This is a genomic window from Paenibacillus sp. FSL R7-0204 (assembly GCF_038002225.1).
Classification (GTDB): domain Bacteria; phylum Bacillota; class Bacilli; order Paenibacillales; family Paenibacillaceae; genus Paenibacillus_AQ.
The window spans coordinates 5893134-5909939 of record NZ_JBBOCA010000001.1; the positions used below are offsets into that span (position 1 = coordinate 5893134).

Genomic DNA, 16806 nt, shown 5'->3' on the forward strand with positions numbered 1-16806 from the left:
CACTCTATCCCCGTTCTATATCAGCCCAGATCCACAGTCTGTCCCCCGGGCACCTCGACTACTGTACCGCCAACCTCCAGCCAGACAGCAGACGCTCCCGGATTATAGACAAAGTCCCTTGCCGCCGAGAACAGCAGCCCCCGGCAAGCCTTCATGTAATGCACCAGCTCCAGGTTCGTCGCATACCAGATGTCGCCGCATCCGCCCGCCATGGCGCAGAAGCGCTCCATCAGCTCCCAGTTGTGGTCATTGTCGAACTCGTAGCTATGTCCCCACACATACATCAAGTACAGATACTGCCGCTTATGCAGCCCCACAAAATCCTCCCCGTGAGCCAGCAGCCCCTGGTTATGATGACAGGTCGCCTGCCACTCCAGCCAGTCCTCCGGCAGGGCGAAGCCCCCGGTGGTCTGTACCGTCCGGGCATATTCAATGCCCAGATGCGGCAGCAGCGCCTTGATCTCCTGCGTATAGGAGCCGTTCGGGTAAGACATACCGCGCACAGGCTGGCGGACCAGCCCCTCCAGTACCCTGCGGTCCTCAATAATCTCCTCCACGACTGACTCCTGCGGGCAGCGCGCCAGCGTCGGATGACTCCGCGTATGCACACTGACCTCATGTCCATGGTAGAGAGCCGCAACCTCATCAGCCCTGATACGGCCCCCTTCGCCAAGCAGCCCCGAATTCAAATGAAAGCTGCCCTTGATTCCATGCTGGTTGAAAAGGCTGACCAGACGTTCATCCGCGTGCCGTCCGTCATCATAGCTCATGGTCAGCGCCTTATGACGGCCATGCGGATAACAATAATACACTCCCGGCATCGCAGTTAAACCTCCTTCGTAAATTAAACTTGTATATTTTCTGTTATGGGATAACCGTGACTCCAGAGAATATTTGGAGTGGACGCATATGTTCATTCGACCAGCCACCTATCCAAGCTTCAAGGAGCATAGACAACCAGGTCGCTATATTCTGCTATCAGCGGGGCCATTTGCCGGAAGCCGATGCGGCCGCCGCCGAGCAGCGGACCGAAGGACGAGCCGTCATCCACCCAGTGCAGCACCGGTAAACCATTGATGGCAAAAGTCACAGCAGATCCCCGCTTCACCACCAGCATCCGGTAGGCCTCGGTCATATCGGCGGTATCCGGCAGCGGGTCAGCGCCTTGGGCGACAAGATGGAAGCCGTAGCTTTTGCGCAGATTACAGGTATGAAAAGCCCGCTCCTCCTCCCACATCCGGCGAAAATACGAGATATGATAGGCATCCATCTCCCCATGGTGGTACTGGTCATATTCGCCCGTGCGGACCGGAAGGGATGGGTCGAACAGATCCTTGCCCCCGGCACCGGCAGCCGCGAAGAACAGAATTGCAAGCCCCGGCTCGCGCAGCGGACGGAACCTCCAGGATATGGCGAGCTCCGCCGGGAAAATCTCAGGGCACCAGAAAACTACGTTCGCCTTCTGCCCTTCCTCAGCCCCCCGGGTGCTCTCCAGCCGCAGCCGTCCCTGCGGAAAAGTGGCCGCGCCATCGCCCTCCATCCGGAAGCCCTCCACCTTCGCGGGCCCTTCCAGGGTATTGCGGTAAATCTTGCGCCAGCCTTCCGGAATCATTGGTAAGTCCTGCTGCACCGTCATCGGACATCCGCTCCCTTCCCGCGACCTGCACCGTCACTAGCTCCTGCCTGTGCACTACCCCCAGCTACGGGATCAGTTCCTGCACCCGCTTTATCACCAGTTCCTGCGCCAGCTTCTGCACCCGCTTTTGTATCAGCTTCTGCAGCTTCTGCAGCTTCTGCAGCGGCTCCAGCTTCCGCATAGCCTTCTTCACCAGTACTAGCTTCAGTTTCCGCACCAGCTCTTGCACCAGCTCCGGCTCCAGCGGCTCCGGCTTCTCCCCCGGAACCTTCTTCTCGCGCAGGCAGAGCTTCAGCAACCAGTTCCAGCGCAATGATCGTGTTCAGTGACCACTGTGAGGCTTCGTTCGTATTCATCCAGTCCACTTCATCCAGCACTTCCATAGAAATCACCTGCTTCTGCTCCGCTTGCAGATTGACGGTGCCGAACGGATTCTCAAGCAGGATGCTCCAGCAGCGTTCCGCCGTCGCCCGGTCATCCTTGACCCATGCGCCATAGGCGGCAATAGCCACACTGAGTACCGGATGCTCGAAGCGCTGCTTGCCTGTAATCGCACCTCCAGATCTAAGCAGCTGTTCTTCCTTGGGCAAGTTATAGAAGACGCCGAACTCAGCAAGCATATCCTCCCACTCCGGGTCCTCCAGCATCATCGCCAGCTCGAACCACACCTGCGGCCCGCCCATACAGATCGCCAGATGCCGTCCCCAGTTGTCATCGCCCATGGGACTTAGAATTCCTGTTGCGGGATCGTACCCATAGGTTGGACCAGAGATCAGCCGCAGGTTTGCTGCTTTGATGCAGTCGATGCCTGTTAGGATTTTGTCTCGGTAGAACGTATCCTCATAACGTTCCCAGCGGGTCATCCAGCCCGAGCTGAACGCGGCCCAGTCCGGCCCCACCCGCACATGTGTCTTGAATTCGTCCTTTGGAAAATAAGCCCGCATCGGGTCCAGCGTCACCGTGGAATAATCCGCATCCTTCACGCCGTCCATGATGTCGCCTATCCGCTCATCGCCGGTCAGGTAATAGTAGTAGCGGTGCAGTCCGGCCATGGCAATCCGCGCTTCCTTGCAGCCGCAGCCCCAGTGCACGACATTATGCCGGGAGCCAAGACCCGCATATTCCCCGAAATGATACACATCCACCTCGCTGGTATGCCGGGTCATCGCTTCCGCCATCCGGTAAATATCCGCGCGCCCAGTCCGCAGGAAGCTCACCCACAGCCACATATTCGGCACCAGCTCGGCGTTTTGCCACGCACAGCCGCCCAGATCATAATTCCAGACATGGCGGACCGGATCATAGCTGTGCATGAAGTCGCCATAATCCCACAGGCCGTACCACTTCCGCTGCTCAATTTCCTTCTGGTAAAAGCTGATAATCCCGTCCAGCCGGTCCTCCAGGTACGCCTTGGCCGGCGTGCTCCGGTCCGGCAGGCTCCAGAGTCCAAACGCCCGGCTGCGGTGGTAATACCCGGGCTCACAGACCAGCAGCGGCGGTTCATCCGCCTGCTGCTGCATCTGCCGAAGCTGCCTGGAATGAGGCGTCCGCGCGGTACACCACAAGGTCAGCTCGTTCGTATTGGCGATCCCGTAAGGGGTTGCACGCAGCTCCTCCGCGCCTTCATAGGAAGACTCGACATGCGTCTTCGTATCATAGTGGCGCAGGTCCATCGCCTGCGCCTCCGGCGTCCAGAACCAGACCGTTAACGCCGCTTCCGCGCCTGAGGTGCCGCTGATCTCCAGCCCGGACGGAGGCTTCTGCCAGAAATCCTTCACTCCGGCAGCCAGACCTCCGCCGTCACAGCCGATATAGCCTAGTCCTCCGGCCCTCCGGCCTTCCGCACCCTTAATCCAGGTGCACTCCGGTCCCGTCCGCTTATGGACGGCATAATGCTCAGAGGAGTCCTGCACCAGCCGGAAGTCATCCCATACTGCCGAGTCCTGGAGCAGGCTGGTGAAATAGGCATCCTCCACGGGATCGAAGTACTGGCTCTGCCCCTCAAGCTGCCCGGCGAACATATCAGCATATTTGCCCCGCGTTCTGCGGGTCTGGAGCGTCTTGGGAGATTCGCTGAAGATTCCCCCGCTGCCCGCCAGCCGGACATGGCGGTTATACAGCGGACCGCTGAGCGGCACCTTGAACAGCAGGCCCAGCCCCTTGATGAAATCCTGCTGCGGATTGCCGTCATAATGGAAGGTATGCACCAGCCGGATGGACACAAGCCCGGCATAGAAATAGAGCCTTAAAGTATAAGGAAGCCATTCCCGGGCCCCCCTTGTACTTCTATGCCGCCCGTCCAGCCGGATCACAGCACGTACCGGTCCCTGCTCTTCCAGGCTAGCCTTCAGCGTCACACCGGTGAACCGCTCCTGCCGCAGCGTCAGCTCCCCGCTGAGGATGTCCCGCTGCTCGCGGAGACAGACCAGCTCGCTTCCGCTGCACACAAGCTTACTCACACCCGCACCTGATCCTAATCCCGTCTCCGCAGCTCCAGAATATCCATGATCACCATCCGGTCCCCCGGATTCCGCCGTTCCCCGGCGGATAATCCGCGAGATCACGCCCGGGCCATGCTTGACCACGGTGCAACGAATGCTGCCGGTATCGACAATATAAGCTTCTTCCGTCTCTTCCACGGATACCTGGAAGGCTGCGTGCACAGCCCTCTGCCCGGCAGAGCGTTCCAGTGTATAACCTGCCGTACTCCCTTCAGGGCATACGGCAGAATGCAAAGACCATTTGATGCTGCCGTCCGGCCAATACGCAGCCGGGCGGCTCTGCAGCGGCAGGCGGGAGCCGTCATCCGCCCCGCCAAGATATAGCGCGGCCAGTTCTCCGCGCTTCAGATCTCCCTTGGACCAGGGGACCCCCCAGGTCACCCCCGCAGCCGGAGCAGGCGGCTTCAGCCACCGTAGCTGGACTGGCAGGGCTGAGGATAAAGAGGTCATCTTCTGTCATCTCCTTGATGGGACATCACCCGGACGAATGAACCGTTCCGGGGGCAGGAGGCCTGCGGGCGCCGGATCACGGGAAGTGAGCCACTTTCATTCTCAGCCGTTCTTCCCTTGCCCTCCCCGCACCCCCTTCCCGTTCTCCTTCTCCCCCTCCTGCCGGCTCAGTTCACGGTAACGTGTCGGAGTGATGTCCTCCTGTTTTTTGAAAATCCGGTTGAAATAGCTCTGCTGATAGCCAACCTGCAAGGCGACATCGTTCATCTTCAGATCTGTGTCACGCAGCAGTTCCTTCGCCTTGGTGAGCCGAAGCTCGGTCAGATAATCGATGAAGTTCTGCCCGGTGACCCGTTTGAACGACTTGCTGAGCAGAAAAGGGCTGGTGCCTGTAACATCTGCACAGCTGTCCAGCGAGATATTGTCCATATAATGCTGCTGAATGTACAGCATCGCCTGATCAATCGTCCGTCTTATTCCGGCATCCGAGCGTTCGCACAGCTCCTTCAGGAAGGGAGCAATCACCTGCGTACGGAACCAGGAGAGAATAAGCCCCGGCTCATGGATCTGCGAGAGACTGGCATACAGATTCCTGCCGCGCAGTAACTGGCTCTGGGCCATCCCGGCCTCCAGCACCGCATGAAGGATCGCGCCGAGCAGATGCAGCATCCCCTGCTGTACGTCGATCACCTTCGCGCCGCCTGCGGAGAGCGTCTCCAGGAATTCCTCCAGCAGCCGGTCCGCCTCCTCTGCTTCTCCGGTCCGCAGCGCCTGAATCAGCCCGCGCTCCAGCGCGAAGGAATACTGCGGCATAGGTGTGCCCTGCCCCTCGCGCTCCAGCTGCTCCAGGCTGATGATCTGGTTCCCGCCCCCGTACCTGCTGTGGCTGGCCGCCTGCTTCGCCGCCTCGAAGGACCGCGGAATCGCGGAGATGCTCCCGATCCTTGCACTGTACGCCACCGTGGCCTGAAGCTTAAGCATCCGGCTCAGGGTAGCCGCCAGCTCTTCACCGAAGGCCCCCACGCGGGCCGGGTCTGGGCCGCTTCCCGGTTCCATCAGCAGCATACCGGAGGTAAGGTCATGCAGATTGACCGTCTCTGCCCGGCCGAAATGCTCCTTAGCAAGCTCCCCGATGATGTTTACAGCCGCGAATGACACCAGACTCTCGTCACCGCTGCGGAACTTAGCCTCCAGGCTGGAGATGCCGGTCAGCTGGATATACAGCACCACGAACGTACAGCTCTCCACTTCCCACTTGTACTGCTTCATCCGGCTCTGCAAGTCCTGTTCGGAATAGGCATACAAATACCCCTGGAACAGCTGGTGGAGGAAGCTCTGCTGCACATGCGGAAGCTGCTCCGAGAGCGTGTATTCGAGGGCGTGCTGCTGTCCGTGCAGGTTCTGCCAGTGCCGCTCGATCAGCGTCAGCTCATCCACCCGGTCCCCGGAGGCCGCATGCTCAGGGAGCAGTGTCTGAAGCAGGCGGCGGACCGGCGAATAGATTCTGCGGGAAGCAATCCAGGACAGTACCGCCGCCAGCAACAAGGCGCACAAGCTGACCAGAATAATCATCCGGGACAGCCAGACCACCGGAGAGGTGACGCTGGAGATCGGCGAAGCCGACACATACCGCCATTCACTGGCAATCCGCGAGAAATCACCATAGGTCACCGCATAAGTAACCCCGTTCCAGTCATACAGAAATGACCCGCTATCCTGGCTGCCTCTGGCTGTAATAGTTGCCCGCAGCGCCGTAACCAGCGGCGTGGGCGCATCCATCCCGCCCCCCGAGATGAAGAGTCCGCCGGATTTCTGCTCCATGAACACCTCCCCCGTGTTATACGGGGTCATGGTCCGCAGCATCGCCGATACCTTCTCTGTATCCATCCGCAGCAGCAGCACCCCGAAGGGCTGCAGACTGCCGCCGGGGATGTGGTGCACCAGCGTCAGCTCCTTCTGCTCAGGGTACTCCGGATCAAAAGCCCATTCCGTCCAGTAGGTGCTCCGCTCCTGCTTCAGCAGCTTCCCGTACAATGCTTCCTCCGCCGCAGCCAGCGTCCCATACTCTGTGCCGAAGCGCACCTGCTGTTTACCGGCCAGATACAGCTCAACCTGCCGCACCATGGAATTCGAGCCTTGCATGACTACCAGTGTCTTCGTAATATCCCAGGCCCGCTCATGATTCCGGGTGAAATCCATGTTGCTGAGTCCATAGTCGAACTTCGGGTCGAACGCCCAGTGGGCCAGCATCAGCTCCAGATTGGACAATTGCTCATTAATGTTGTCCGCCCGCTGCTCAATCTGCCGGTTATGCATCCTCAGCAGTTCCTTCTCCAGATTCCCCCCGGCCATAAAATAGACCAGCAGCCCGATGATCAGCCCGGGAATGGACGAGACGATCAACACAATAATGAGATTATTGCGGTAATAACGGCCCTTGCGTCCCTCCCGGCCTCCGGTATACCTGTTCCGTGCTCCTGCCGCTTCATTCTCCATTCGTTTCACCAGCCGAATCCTTAGTTTAGAGTTGCAGCCATGCAGCCGCAGCGGGGACAGACCGGACGGAGACTGGAGCAGGACCGGACTTTACTTGCCCGCCAGGGCGTACAATTCATTCATTTCCTTCACAAGCTCATCTCCGCCAGTCTTCCGCCATACTTCAAAAGCAGACTTCAAACCGGCCTCATCGATCTGGCCGACAATGAATTTGATACGCGCATCGTTGATTACGTTATCGAGCTGCGAGCCTTTTTGCGTATAGACTGCCGAGATCAGCGCTTCCGCCGGATTGGTCACAATCGTCGCTTCATTTGTCTTCTGCACCTCGGTCTGCTTCAGCCGCAGCGGGGTCTGCTTCACCTGCTTCGCCTTGTCCTCAGGGATGAACGGCAGCATCTGATTCAGGCCTTCCACTTCCGATTCCAGCAGAACCGTATCGCTGGAGCGTTCGATATATCCGTCCACCAGCTTGTAATGCACGCCTTCAAGACCATAGTTCAGCATCGTCTGCAGATCCTCATCATTCAGCCGGTCCAGGAAGGCAAGCACCTGCTTCAGCTCCTCCTCGGTTTTGACCGAAGACTTCGGAATCGCCAGCATGCCGGAGAAACCGGAGGTTGGGAGGGTATGCAGTGCGCCGTCCACTCCGCTCACACCGCCGATAACATCCATATAATGGCGTTCCGGCTCGTCTTTGCCTTCCTTTTGTAGAGCCGCATGAATCTTGTCGTCCAGCCGGGCCGCGTTATCGACCACATCGACAATGACGCCGGCTTTGTTATTGACGACCGGATCATTCCATTTGGAGCTGTCCATCACCGCGAAGTCGGCGTTAATCAGCTGCTCATCGTACAGCTTTTTCATGAATTTAAGCGCTTCCAAATACCCGGGGGATTCATGCTCAGGCGTAAGCTTCCCCTCCTGCACGCCCCACTTGTTCGGGGAACCGAACCACAGCTTCATCGTATCGAAGCCGCTGGCCCACTGGCCGGTCCACTTGACCAGCACCATGCCGTACGTATCCGCCTGGCCGTTGCCATCCGGGTCCTGCTCCTTGAACGCTTTTAGCATCGAATAGAAATCATCCACGGTCTTCGGGTTCTCAAGCCCCAGCTTCTCCATCCAGTCCTTGCGGAACACCACGCCGTTACGTCCCAGCGCCCGCCCTCTGTAGATCCCGTAATTCTTACCGTCGATGGCCGAGTTATTCAGAATGACCTCCTTCGCCCCGCTGAGATTCGGATAATCCTTGAGATACGGACCCACCTCCCAGAAAGCGCCGGATCTGGCCGCATTGACGAAGCTGGACGCTTTCACGTCACCTACATACATAATATCAGGCAGCTTGCCGGAAGCCAGCGTAATATTGAATTTATCGGCATAGGATGCATTCGGCACCCATTCGAAATGGATTTTGGTGTTCGTCAGCTCCTCCAGCTTGGCGGCGACCGGACTGCCGTCCTTCGGATAATTGGTTTTAAAAATCGGCAGCATCAGCGTCAGCTCAAGCGGCTTCTCCCCCTTGGCTGTACCGTCCGCCTTCCCGTTGTCCCCGGCAGGCTCCTTTTGTCCCGCTCCCGCATTCTCTCCATTCCCGCCGCAGCCGGACAATACACTTAGCAGCATAATCATAGCCAGCAGCATGAACAACCCTTTTTTCGCAGACCGTGAACCTTCACTCCGCTTCATCTTCTTCATCACTTGGCCTCCCTTTATATGTTGACTAACCGCTTACCCTTTGACTGAACCCAGCATCACCCCTTTGGCAAAATGCTTCTGCAGAAACGGATAGACGCACATAATCGGCAGGGTGCCGACTACGATGACGGCCATTTTGATCGACTGCTCCGGCGGCTGCACGAAATTCGGGTCCATGGAGCTAAGATCCCCCGCTGCCGACTGGGACAGCATGACGATCTGGCGCAGCATCACCTGCAGCGGCCACTTGGACGGGTCATTGATGTAGAGCAGCGCCGAGAAGAAGTTATTCCAGTGTCCGACCGCATAAAAGAGCGTGAACGTCGCCAGCACCGGCTTCGACAGCGGCAGCACAATCCTCCACAGCAGCCCCAGCTCCGTGCAGCCGTCGATGCGGGCCGCCTCCTCCATCTCGGCGGGAAGCTCCTGGAAGAAGTTTTTGACGATAATCAGATTGAAGGCGCTGATCGCCCCCGGAAGAATCAGAGCATTCAGCGTATCGAGCAGATGCAGCTCACGGATCACCAGATAGGTGGGAATCATCCCGCCCCCGAACAGCATGGTGAAGATGACCAGATTGAGGATCAGATTGCGGCCCATCAGGTACCGCTTCGCCATCGGATACGCCATGGTAACCGTGAAGAACAAATTGACTGCCGTCCCGATCACTGTCACATACAGCGACACCCCGATGCTTCGGACAATGGTATCCGTGGAGAAAATAAACCGGTAGGCGTCCAGCGAGATAGTCGTCGGAACCAGAAAGACAGCGCGCTTCGTTATTTCCGCCTCGGTGGCGAAGGAACCGGCGACTACAAACAGGAACGGCAGGATGGCTGCGATCCCGATGATGCCCAGCACCAGGTAATTAAAAACGTCAAAGGTAATCTCTCCGGCGCTGCGGTAACGTTTAGCCACAGTCATGGCCTCCTTTTCAATATAATCCGGATTCGCCCGACTTCTTGGCGAGCCAGTTGGTGCCGAGCACCAGCACGACCCCGATCACTGATTTGAACAAACCGACGGCGGTGCTGTAGCTGAATGCCCCCTGGGTAATCCCCAGCGCATACACATAGGTATCGAAGACCTCGGCCACCTCGCGGTTCAGCGCGTTCATCATCAGATAAATCTGCTCGAAGCCGTTATCCAGAATCGTACCCATCCGCAGAATCAGCAGAATAACAATCGTGCTGCGGATCGCGGGCAGCGTAATATGCCAGGTCTGGCGCCAGCGGCTGGCCCCGTCCACTACGGCTGCTTCATATTGCTCCACATCGACACCGGCCAGGGCAGCGAGGAAAATAATCGTCCCCCAGCCGCATTCCTTCCAGATGGTCTGCATAATAATCATCGGGCGGAACCAGTCGGGATTGGCGAGGAAATCAATTTTGCGCCCGGTAACCGTGTAGAGGAATTCATTGACCGCACCGCCCTGTGTTGTAAGGAACACGTAGGAGATACTGGCGACGATGACCATAGAGATGAAGTGGGGGACATAGATCAGCGTCTGAACCGTCCTTTTGTAGAAGGAGAGACGGACTTCATTCAGCAGCAGCGCCAGGATGATCGGTGCCGGGAAAAAGAACACCAAATTATACAGCGACAGCACCAGCGTATTGCGCAGCAGCATGAAGAAATCAGGATTCTGAAAAAACGTGCGGAAATGCTCCAAGCCGACCCAACTGCTACTCCAGAAGCCCAGAAAAGGCTGATAATCCTTAAAGGCGAGCAGCACTCCCCACATCGGCACATATTTGAACAGCAGGAAATACAGGAGTCCGGGGCTGAGCAGAATGTAGAGCCATTTGTCCCGCTTCAGACGTCTGAAGCGCTGCTCCCGCCTGCGGCGGCGGAAGCTTGTACCTACGCTTACCTCTGCTGCCTCCATTGCCGCTCCTTGCTTCATTTACATTCACCTCCGTATGGATAGACAGCCTGGCTACTACACTTCACTACATTGCCGTGGCTGCGCTTTCTATTATGGTTGGCGGGTGTTTTTCCGGCAATCGGACTTTTTGGACAACGCTTTGTAAGCCTTCTGCGCCGCTGCCGCAATAAAGTCCAAAACCGGCAAAACTTTACTATTGCATGTGGGGGGCAGACACTATATAGATTGAAATGATAATTTCATTTTTGGGAGAGTCGTGACTCCAGAGAAGTTTTGGGCTTCCGGCCGCTGCCCTTCTGCAGATTTCTTGATTTATACCATTTTTAACGGTTGAAATCCGCAGACAGCCTATGCTTCCGATGTGAGCTTTCCTGCGGAAAGCTTTCAGGCGGACGCTACCGCTCCTCCAGCTCCAAAATTCCCTTCCGCCACTTTCCCTGTCTGTATATTTTTAAATCCAATTGATATAGACAAAAAAAGTAAAAATACATCGCCCGTGTGGGGCTGTTTCAAGGAGGTCAAAAGAATGAAACAAAAGCTATATTACGGTGCCGCATGGTACCCTGAGTTATGGGGGGAAGCTGAGCGGCAGCAGGATCTTCGGCTCATGCAGGAAACGGGCATTAATCTGGTAAGGATGGGGGAGTTCATCTGGTCGCTGCTGGAACCGGAGGAGGACTCTATCGATGTCCGGCCGTTCGCAGACCATATCCGGCAGCTCCATGACCATGGGATAGATACGGTCATGTGTACGCCGACTGCGACCCCGCCGGTCTGGCTGACTCACGGGTACCCGGAGCGCCTGCACATCCGGGCAGACGGAGCAGTGATGAGCCACGGGTCCAGACAGCATGTCTGCACGAATAACCCTTATTTCCGGCAGCGGGCGGCGCTGATCACGGAAGAGCTAGCCCGGGTGCTGGGGCCGCTCCCCGGCCTAGTCGCCTGGCAGCTCGACAACGAGCTGAAGGCACATGTGGCGGAATGCATGTGCGGGTCCTGCCGCTCCCTGTGGCAGGAGTGGCTGGAGCACCGTTACGGCAGCATAGGCGGGCTGAATGATGCCTGGGGGACCGGCGTGTGGAGCCAGACCTACCAGCGGTTTGATCAGGTGCCGCAGCCGGTAGCTACACCTTTTCTGCATAATTCCTCGCTCGTCACCCAGTACCGGTTGTTTCAGATGGAGAAGATTGCGGAGTTCGCAGGGGAACAGGCGGCGATCATCCGCCGCTATTCCGGGTCTCCTATCACGCACAACAGCAATGTCCCTTTTCATATGGACAATGAGAAGCTGTTCCGGGAGCTTGATTTCGCTTCGTTCGACACCTACGCCTCTCAGGCCAACAGGCACGCTTATCTGCTGAACTGTGATCTGTGGCGCGGGTTCAAGCCCGGGCGGGATTTCTGGCTGATGGAGACCGGCCCGGCCTATGCCGCGTCGCTTACAAGCTACGGCGAGCCGCACCCGGACGGCTATCTCACCGCTGAAGCCGTGGCTGCCTACGCGCTAGGGGCAGGCGCCTTCTGCTACTGGCTGTGGCGGCAGCAGCGCACCGGCAGCGAGCAGACGCACAGCTCGATTATCAGCGCCTGGGGCCAGCCTGCACTCGGCTATGACAATGTGCGTGCAGCTTCCGCCGCCAGGCTGCGGATTGAGCCGCACATGCTGAATACCCGGCCGCTCAAGGCCGAGGTAGCGATTACTTATTCGGACCGGGCCAAGGCGTTCCTGGCCACGGAGCCGCACCGGAACCTCAACTACCGCTCTCTGCTCGGGGACTTCTACAGACGGATTCTCGATCTGGGGATTCACCGTGACCTGCTGCCGGAAAGCGGCGATTTAAGCGGTTATAAGCTGCTGTTCACGCCTTACATCCATTATCTGTCGCCGGAATACATGGCGCGGGCGCTCGCCTTCACCGCGGCTGGCGGCATCTGGATCGTCGGCCCGCTTAGCGGAGGGCGCACGGCGGAGCATACTCTGCATACAGATGCTGCACTGGGTGAGCTGGAGCGCCTGGCCGGCGTCTGCGCTAAGTTCGTCTACCCGATGGAGGGGACGGGCAGCATCGGGGAGGCCTTCGGCCACTCCGCGCCGCTGTCACTGTGGAGTGCAGTGTTCGAGCCGCTGCCGGGCGGAGCCTCCGTAATCGGTGTCATTACGGAGGGCCGGACGCCAGGCCTGGCCTACCTGACCGAGCAGCCCTATGGCCGGGGAGCCATCGTGATGCTCGGCTCGCTGCCCTCGGGCGATGCGGGCGACAAGCAGCTGTGCACGCTGATTGAGCATTACGCCGCCCGCGCCGGGGTCACCCGGCGCAGCGATGTCACGCCAGGCACCATTCTCTGCCCAAGAAGCGGCGCTGACGGAGAACTGTGGACGCTCGTCAACATGGACGGGCTTGGCGGCAGCGTCACCCTGCCGCACAGCGGGCAGGATGTGTTGACCGGCACTCCCGTACCTGCCGGGCCGCTATCGCTTAGCGCTTATGAATACAGGCTGATCGCCCTGTAATAATGGAACATCCTCCTGCCGATGGCGGAGAGCGCCGCCTCCAAGCAACAAATGGAAAAATGCAGCTTGTTATGCTAGTCTCCAAGAAATTTCCGGAGGCAAGTGGATAAACAACAACTAATTATGTCTGTTTAAGCTGGTTTAGGGGAAATGGGTTCATTTAAGTGCTGTTTATCCAATTGCTGTTTTGGCAGAGGGCCATTCTCGCTCAGCAGATGGAGTTTATCCAACTCTTTCCCTCTCGTATCATACGCGAGTTGTCTGGTCATAAAGCACGTGAAGATTACACTGGCCGGGCCCTCCCCCATAGCGGTGTTTCACCAGCAAGAGGAGGAGCGCTTACCTGGGCCCACGCCCAGCAACAACACAAAAACACCCGGCAGTATCTCCCGCTGCCGGGTGTTTTCCTTTTACCATATCTGATTATCCGTTAATCTTCTCTGCTTCTTCCGCCTGCTGGAGCAGCCCGATCTGATGCAGATGATTCAGCAGCTGCTGGTAATGGTCGGCCTTCTTCTGAACGGTAAGAACCAGCTTACGGAACTGGTCTGTGTCCTCGCCCGATTTCTCCAGAATACGCAGCAGGTCGCTGTTGATCTGCTCCACATCCTCCATGCTGCTCTCCTGGGACTCCTGGATTTTCTCCAGATGCTCGAAGACCTGCTCCTCTGCTTCTACAATCTCATTCATGTATAACGTGGACTCACCGATCTTCGCCGTGGTCTCGTTCATCGCGAGCGTTCCATCCCCGGACTTGCTGTGAATCTGCTCCATGACGCGGGTCATTCCTGAGAGTGAACCCATGATCTCCTTCACATGGCTGCGGGTGCTGTCAGCAAGCTTGCGGATCTCCGTGGAGACAACGGCGAAGCCGCGTCCATGCTCACCGGCCCGCGCTGCCTCAATCGCCGCATTCAGCGAGAGCAGATTCGTCTGTTCGGCAATATCCGTGATAATCTTGGCGAGCTGCTCAATGCTGTGGAAATGCTCCCGCAGATCCTCATTCAAAGCAACGAACTCAGTAAATACCTCCGAGGCCTTCTGCATTTCCGCAGAGATCTGGATATTGGCTTCCTTGGCAAATTCGATTTTGTTGGATGAGTAGGACAAGCTGCCATACATTTCATTAATCAGATCTTCAGTCTGTCCGTTGTTGGTCTTCAAATGCTCCAGGAGCTGCTGAGTCCCGGCGATTTGGCCGATCATCTCCCCGCCGCCTGCCCGCAAGACCTCGAAGTCCTCCACCAGTTGGGCCTCTTCCTTCAGGATAGCTCCAGTCTCAAGGCGGATCTGCTCCGCTAAGGTATAAGCATGTTCCCCATAAGACACCGTGCCTGAAGCATGTGCAGAGGGTTTTTCGCTATCTTTACCGCTGTAAGGTACATGTGCGTTAGCGCCTGCTTCCTCTACTGCGGCTTTTCCCTCTGCTTTAACCGTTTCTGTTGATACGACCGTATCCTTAGCCGCGATCACATGCTCTGCCATGGCTCTCTCCGCTAACCCGCTTGTATTACTGTGACTTTGAACGCCTTCAGCAGAGGGGGTTCTCCCCCAAGCTATGCGCAGTTTGCTTAACCACTCCATCCGATTTAACTCTCCCTTATTCAACCAGCAGCAGAATCATAGTCTGATTGGCATGCTTAGTATAATATTGCTCTCCATAGCTGATGAAGCCTGTAGTGTTGCCGCAGAACCCAAGCATTTTCTCGTCAAAAGCTCCCCACAGACCGTCCCGTGTAAACAGCTGGTCCCGCAGCGTACAGTTAATATTGAGGACAAACGAAGGCTTGAACGGACTGCCGTCCAGCGTCTCCTCCAGCACTGCCAGCGGATCGGCTGAACTCAGCAGCTCCACATAAGTACTAGACATAATCTGGCTGTAAAATGTGACAGAGCCATCCGGATGAACCGCCTTCGGGGAGGCTATGATCAGATCATCCTCGTATCTTTTGCCCAGCGGGCTGCTCAGAAAATGCTCTGCCAGCTCCTTCTCCGGCACGCCCAGGACACGCGCGTATTCCCCGGCTGCAGGCCGCCCGTTGAAGGAATACACCCGTCTGCCGAACACATCGGCTTCTGTCACCAGCAGCGTCTTCCAGGCCGGCACATATATATTCTCTTTGACCAGGGCGGTGCGGGCAGGCATATTGAAATAAATCCCCAGGTTCCGCACCCGGCGGTTTCCTATATAGAGGTAAGTCTCGCCGCGCTCATCGTCAGCCGCACTGCCGCCAATCACCTTGAATTGCGGGTTCATAAAATACAACGAGGAGAGCAGCATCTCTTCCATCCCGCCTGTGCCGTCACAGAGCAGCATCAGAAATGCGTTCGGATTGCCCCGGACCTTGCGGTAAGCAATCTCCAGCGTACTTGCGCTAAGCACGGGAGGGTGCAGAATGCCCACAATATCTGCTATCTCGGCTTCATATTCAAAACCAGTAATTACGCCGCTGCGGTAGCCCTGCGGAGTATATTCCCCCTTGGTTGAGCACAATACTGCCCGCGAAGGCGCATGACGGGATAATTCCCGGACAGCCGCAGCCGCAGCGAACAGCACCAGCCCCCGGTTCACATCCAGCTCCTCCAGATGGTGCCTGGCCTCGTCCAAGGTGTTAAAAGATACAGCAATCATTATGTATACCAAACCTTCCTTTGCGGAATTTCCTCCCGCATACTGTTACTGAAAAATTAAGCTATAATTTTCAATACTATCTATGGTAAAACCAGAACCAGGTTCATTGTCTGTGAACAATGTCGCAGCCTATGCCGGGTTCCCATGTAACAAGGTTGAGCCGTTCCTGCAAACCCTGTATCATGAATATATCACAGATCACAGAAAAGAGGCCTCGGCATATGACCTATTCCCAACGCTCCACCCATCCTGCCGCCGCATCCGACTACACGTATCTGGAATATCAGATCGGCATAGCTGGCGATGAATTGGCAGTCGCGGTGAAAGCGCAGGACGAGCCCCGGGCAGAAGCTATCCGGCTTAAGATTGCTGAACTCGAAGACAAGCTTGCGCTGCTTGAGGATTAAGTACAACTACTCTATCCCAACGATGGAAGGAAGGCTGATACAATGGCGATACGCGGATATTACTTTGCAATAGAAGATGAACAGGTGCAGCAAATTGCCGCAGGCAGCACCCCGCTGGCGAGCTTGAAAATAGACAAATACCCGGGACTGGATATCGACCGCGCCTGGGAAGCGATTCACTACCTGCTCTGCGGAGATATATCGGACGGACCTGCACCGCTCGGATATGTAGTTCCACTACACTCAGACCAGGGTATTGAGTTCGGGACATACGGGGCATTCTGCCTGCGTGCCGGACAAGTGGCCGAAGCGCTTGACGCTATTTCTGGACTAGATGAAGCTCAGCTGCGCCAGCAATATGATTTCCGGACCATGGCCGAGGAGGAGGTCTACCCGCTGGACCCAGATACGGTGTCTGTCGATGATGCGGATGCGTTCTTTGCCTACCTGCTCCAGTTCTTCACCGAGATCCAGCGGTTCTACAGCCAGACTGTGGCTGCTGGTAAAGGCATTATTTTCTATTTGTTTTGAAGCCTGGCTCGCCCGCCTGATGGCGGGCTGGACGGGTGAGGTGCACTAA

12 protein-coding genes are annotated in these 16806 nt (G+C 57.1%); 3 read left to right on the forward strand and 9 right to left on the reverse strand.

The window, feature by feature from the left end:
* Positions 1-20: 20 nt before the first annotated feature.
* The 7 genes from MKX42_RS25695 to MKX42_RS25725 all read right to left on the reverse strand — a co-directional run bounded on the left by MKX42_RS25695 (position 21) and on the right by MKX42_RS25725 (position 10672).
* Positions 21-821 (reverse strand): polysaccharide deacetylase family protein, encoded by an 801-nt coding sequence (locus MKX42_RS25695; RefSeq protein ID WP_340755645.1) that lies wholly within the window; start codon positions 819-821, stop codon positions 21-23.
* A 119-nt stretch (positions 822-940) separates the two neighbouring features.
* The gene (locus MKX42_RS25700) at positions 941-1636 is read right to left on the reverse strand and encodes a DUF1961 family protein (RefSeq protein WP_340755647.1); all 696 of its coding nucleotides are present in this window, start codon (positions 1634-1636) and stop codon (positions 941-943) included.
* Positions 1633-4587, reverse strand: coding sequence for an exo-rhamnogalacturonan lyase family protein (locus MKX42_RS25705; protein ID WP_340755650.1), 2955 nt, complete (start codon positions 4585-4587; stop codon positions 1633-1635). The genes MKX42_RS25700 and MKX42_RS25705 overlap by 4 nt, the downstream gene beginning before the upstream one ends.
* Before the next feature lie 102 nt (positions 4588-4689).
* Positions 4690-7083: an AraC family transcriptional regulator gene (locus tag MKX42_RS25710; protein WP_340757817.1), complete on the reverse strand. Its 2394-nt coding sequence runs from the start codon at positions 7081-7083 to the stop codon at positions 4690-4692.
* Between the two features lie 90 nt (positions 7084-7173).
* A complete protein-coding gene (locus MKX42_RS25715; RefSeq protein WP_340757818.1) occupies positions 7174-8775 on the reverse strand; it encodes an extracellular solute-binding protein in 1602 nt (533 codons plus the stop codon).
* A gap of 42 nt (positions 8776-8817) precedes the next feature.
* Positions 8818-9702, reverse strand: coding sequence for a carbohydrate ABC transporter permease (locus MKX42_RS25720; RefSeq protein ID WP_036696562.1), 885 nt, complete (start codon positions 9700-9702; stop codon positions 8818-8820).
* A 16-nt stretch (positions 9703-9718) separates the two neighbouring features.
* Complete coding sequence (locus MKX42_RS25725) at positions 9719-10672, reverse strand: ABC transporter permease (protein ID WP_340757819.1); 954 nt, start codon at positions 10670-10672, stop codon at positions 9719-9721.
* A 526-nt stretch (positions 10673-11198) separates the two neighbouring features.
* On the opposite strand from MKX42_RS25725, the gene MKX42_RS25730 reads away from it, so the two are divergent.
* A complete protein-coding gene (locus tag MKX42_RS25730) occupies positions 11199-13187 on the forward strand; it encodes a beta-galactosidase (RefSeq protein WP_340755651.1) in 1989 nt (662 codons plus the stop codon).
* A 423-nt stretch (positions 13188-13610) separates the two neighbouring features.
* Here the strand turns inward: MKX42_RS25730 and MKX42_RS25735 are convergent, their stop codons facing one another.
* Both MKX42_RS25735 and MKX42_RS25740 read right to left on the reverse strand, forming a co-directional pair.
* Positions 13611-14771: a methyl-accepting chemotaxis protein gene (locus tag MKX42_RS25735; RefSeq protein ID WP_340755653.1), complete on the reverse strand. Its 1161-nt coding sequence runs from the start codon at positions 14769-14771 to the stop codon at positions 13611-13613.
* A 16-nt stretch (positions 14772-14787) separates the two neighbouring features.
* Complete coding sequence (locus MKX42_RS25740) at positions 14788-15819, reverse strand: FIST signal transduction protein (protein WP_340755655.1); 1032 nt, start codon at positions 15817-15819, stop codon at positions 14788-14790.
* A 221-nt stretch (positions 15820-16040) separates the two neighbouring features.
* Between MKX42_RS25740 and MKX42_RS25745 the strand changes: the two genes are divergently transcribed.
* Together MKX42_RS25745 and MKX42_RS25750 are read left to right on the forward strand one after the other, a co-directional pair.
* Entirely contained in the window at positions 16041-16226 is a 186-nt protein-coding gene (locus tag MKX42_RS25745; RefSeq protein WP_340755656.1) for a hypothetical protein, read from the forward strand.
* Between the two features lie 42 nt (positions 16227-16268).
* Positions 16269-16757: a YfbM family protein gene (locus tag MKX42_RS25750; RefSeq protein WP_340755658.1), complete on the forward strand. Its 489-nt coding sequence runs from the start codon at positions 16269-16271 to the stop codon at positions 16755-16757.
* Positions 16758-16806 lie beyond the last annotated feature (49 nt).

Coding starts and splice junctions, on each gene's coding strand:
- MKX42_RS25695 (WP_340755645.1), bottom strand. CDS start 821: ATGCCGGGAGTGTATTATTGTTATCCGCATGGCCGTCATAAGGCGCTG.
- MKX42_RS25700 (WP_340755647.1), bottom strand. CDS start 1,636: ATGACGGTGCAGCAGGACTTACCAATGATTCCGGAAGGCTGGCGCAAG.
- MKX42_RS25705 (WP_340755650.1), bottom strand. CDS start 4,587: ATGACCTCTTTATCCTCAGCCCTGCCAGTCCAGCTACGGTGGCTGAAG.
- MKX42_RS25710 (WP_340757817.1), bottom strand. CDS start 7,083: ATGGAGAATGAAGCGGCAGGAGCACGGAACAGGTATACCGGAGGCCGG.
- MKX42_RS25715 (WP_340757818.1), bottom strand. CDS start 8,775: ATGAAGCGGAGTGAAGGTTCACGGTCTGCGAAAAAAGGGTTGTTCATG.
- MKX42_RS25725 (WP_340757819.1), bottom strand. CDS start 10,672: ATGGAGGCAGCAGAGGTAAGCGTAGGTACAAGCTTCCGCCGCCGCAGG.
- MKX42_RS25730 (WP_340755651.1), top strand. CDS start 11,199: ATGAAACAAAAGCTATATTACGGTGCCGCATGGTACCCTGAGTTATGG.
- MKX42_RS25735 (WP_340755653.1), bottom strand. CDS start 14,771: ATGGAGTGGTTAAGCAAACTGCGCATAGCTTGGGGGAGAACCCCCTCT.
- MKX42_RS25740 (WP_340755655.1), bottom strand. CDS start 15,819: ATGATTGCTGTATCTTTTAACACCTTGGACGAGGCCAGGCACCATCTG.
- MKX42_RS25745 (WP_340755656.1), top strand. CDS start 16,041: ATGACCTATTCCCAACGCTCCACCCATCCTGCCGCCGCATCCGACTAC.
- MKX42_RS25750 (WP_340755658.1), top strand. CDS start 16,269: ATGGCGATACGCGGATATTACTTTGCAATAGAAGATGAACAGGTGCAG.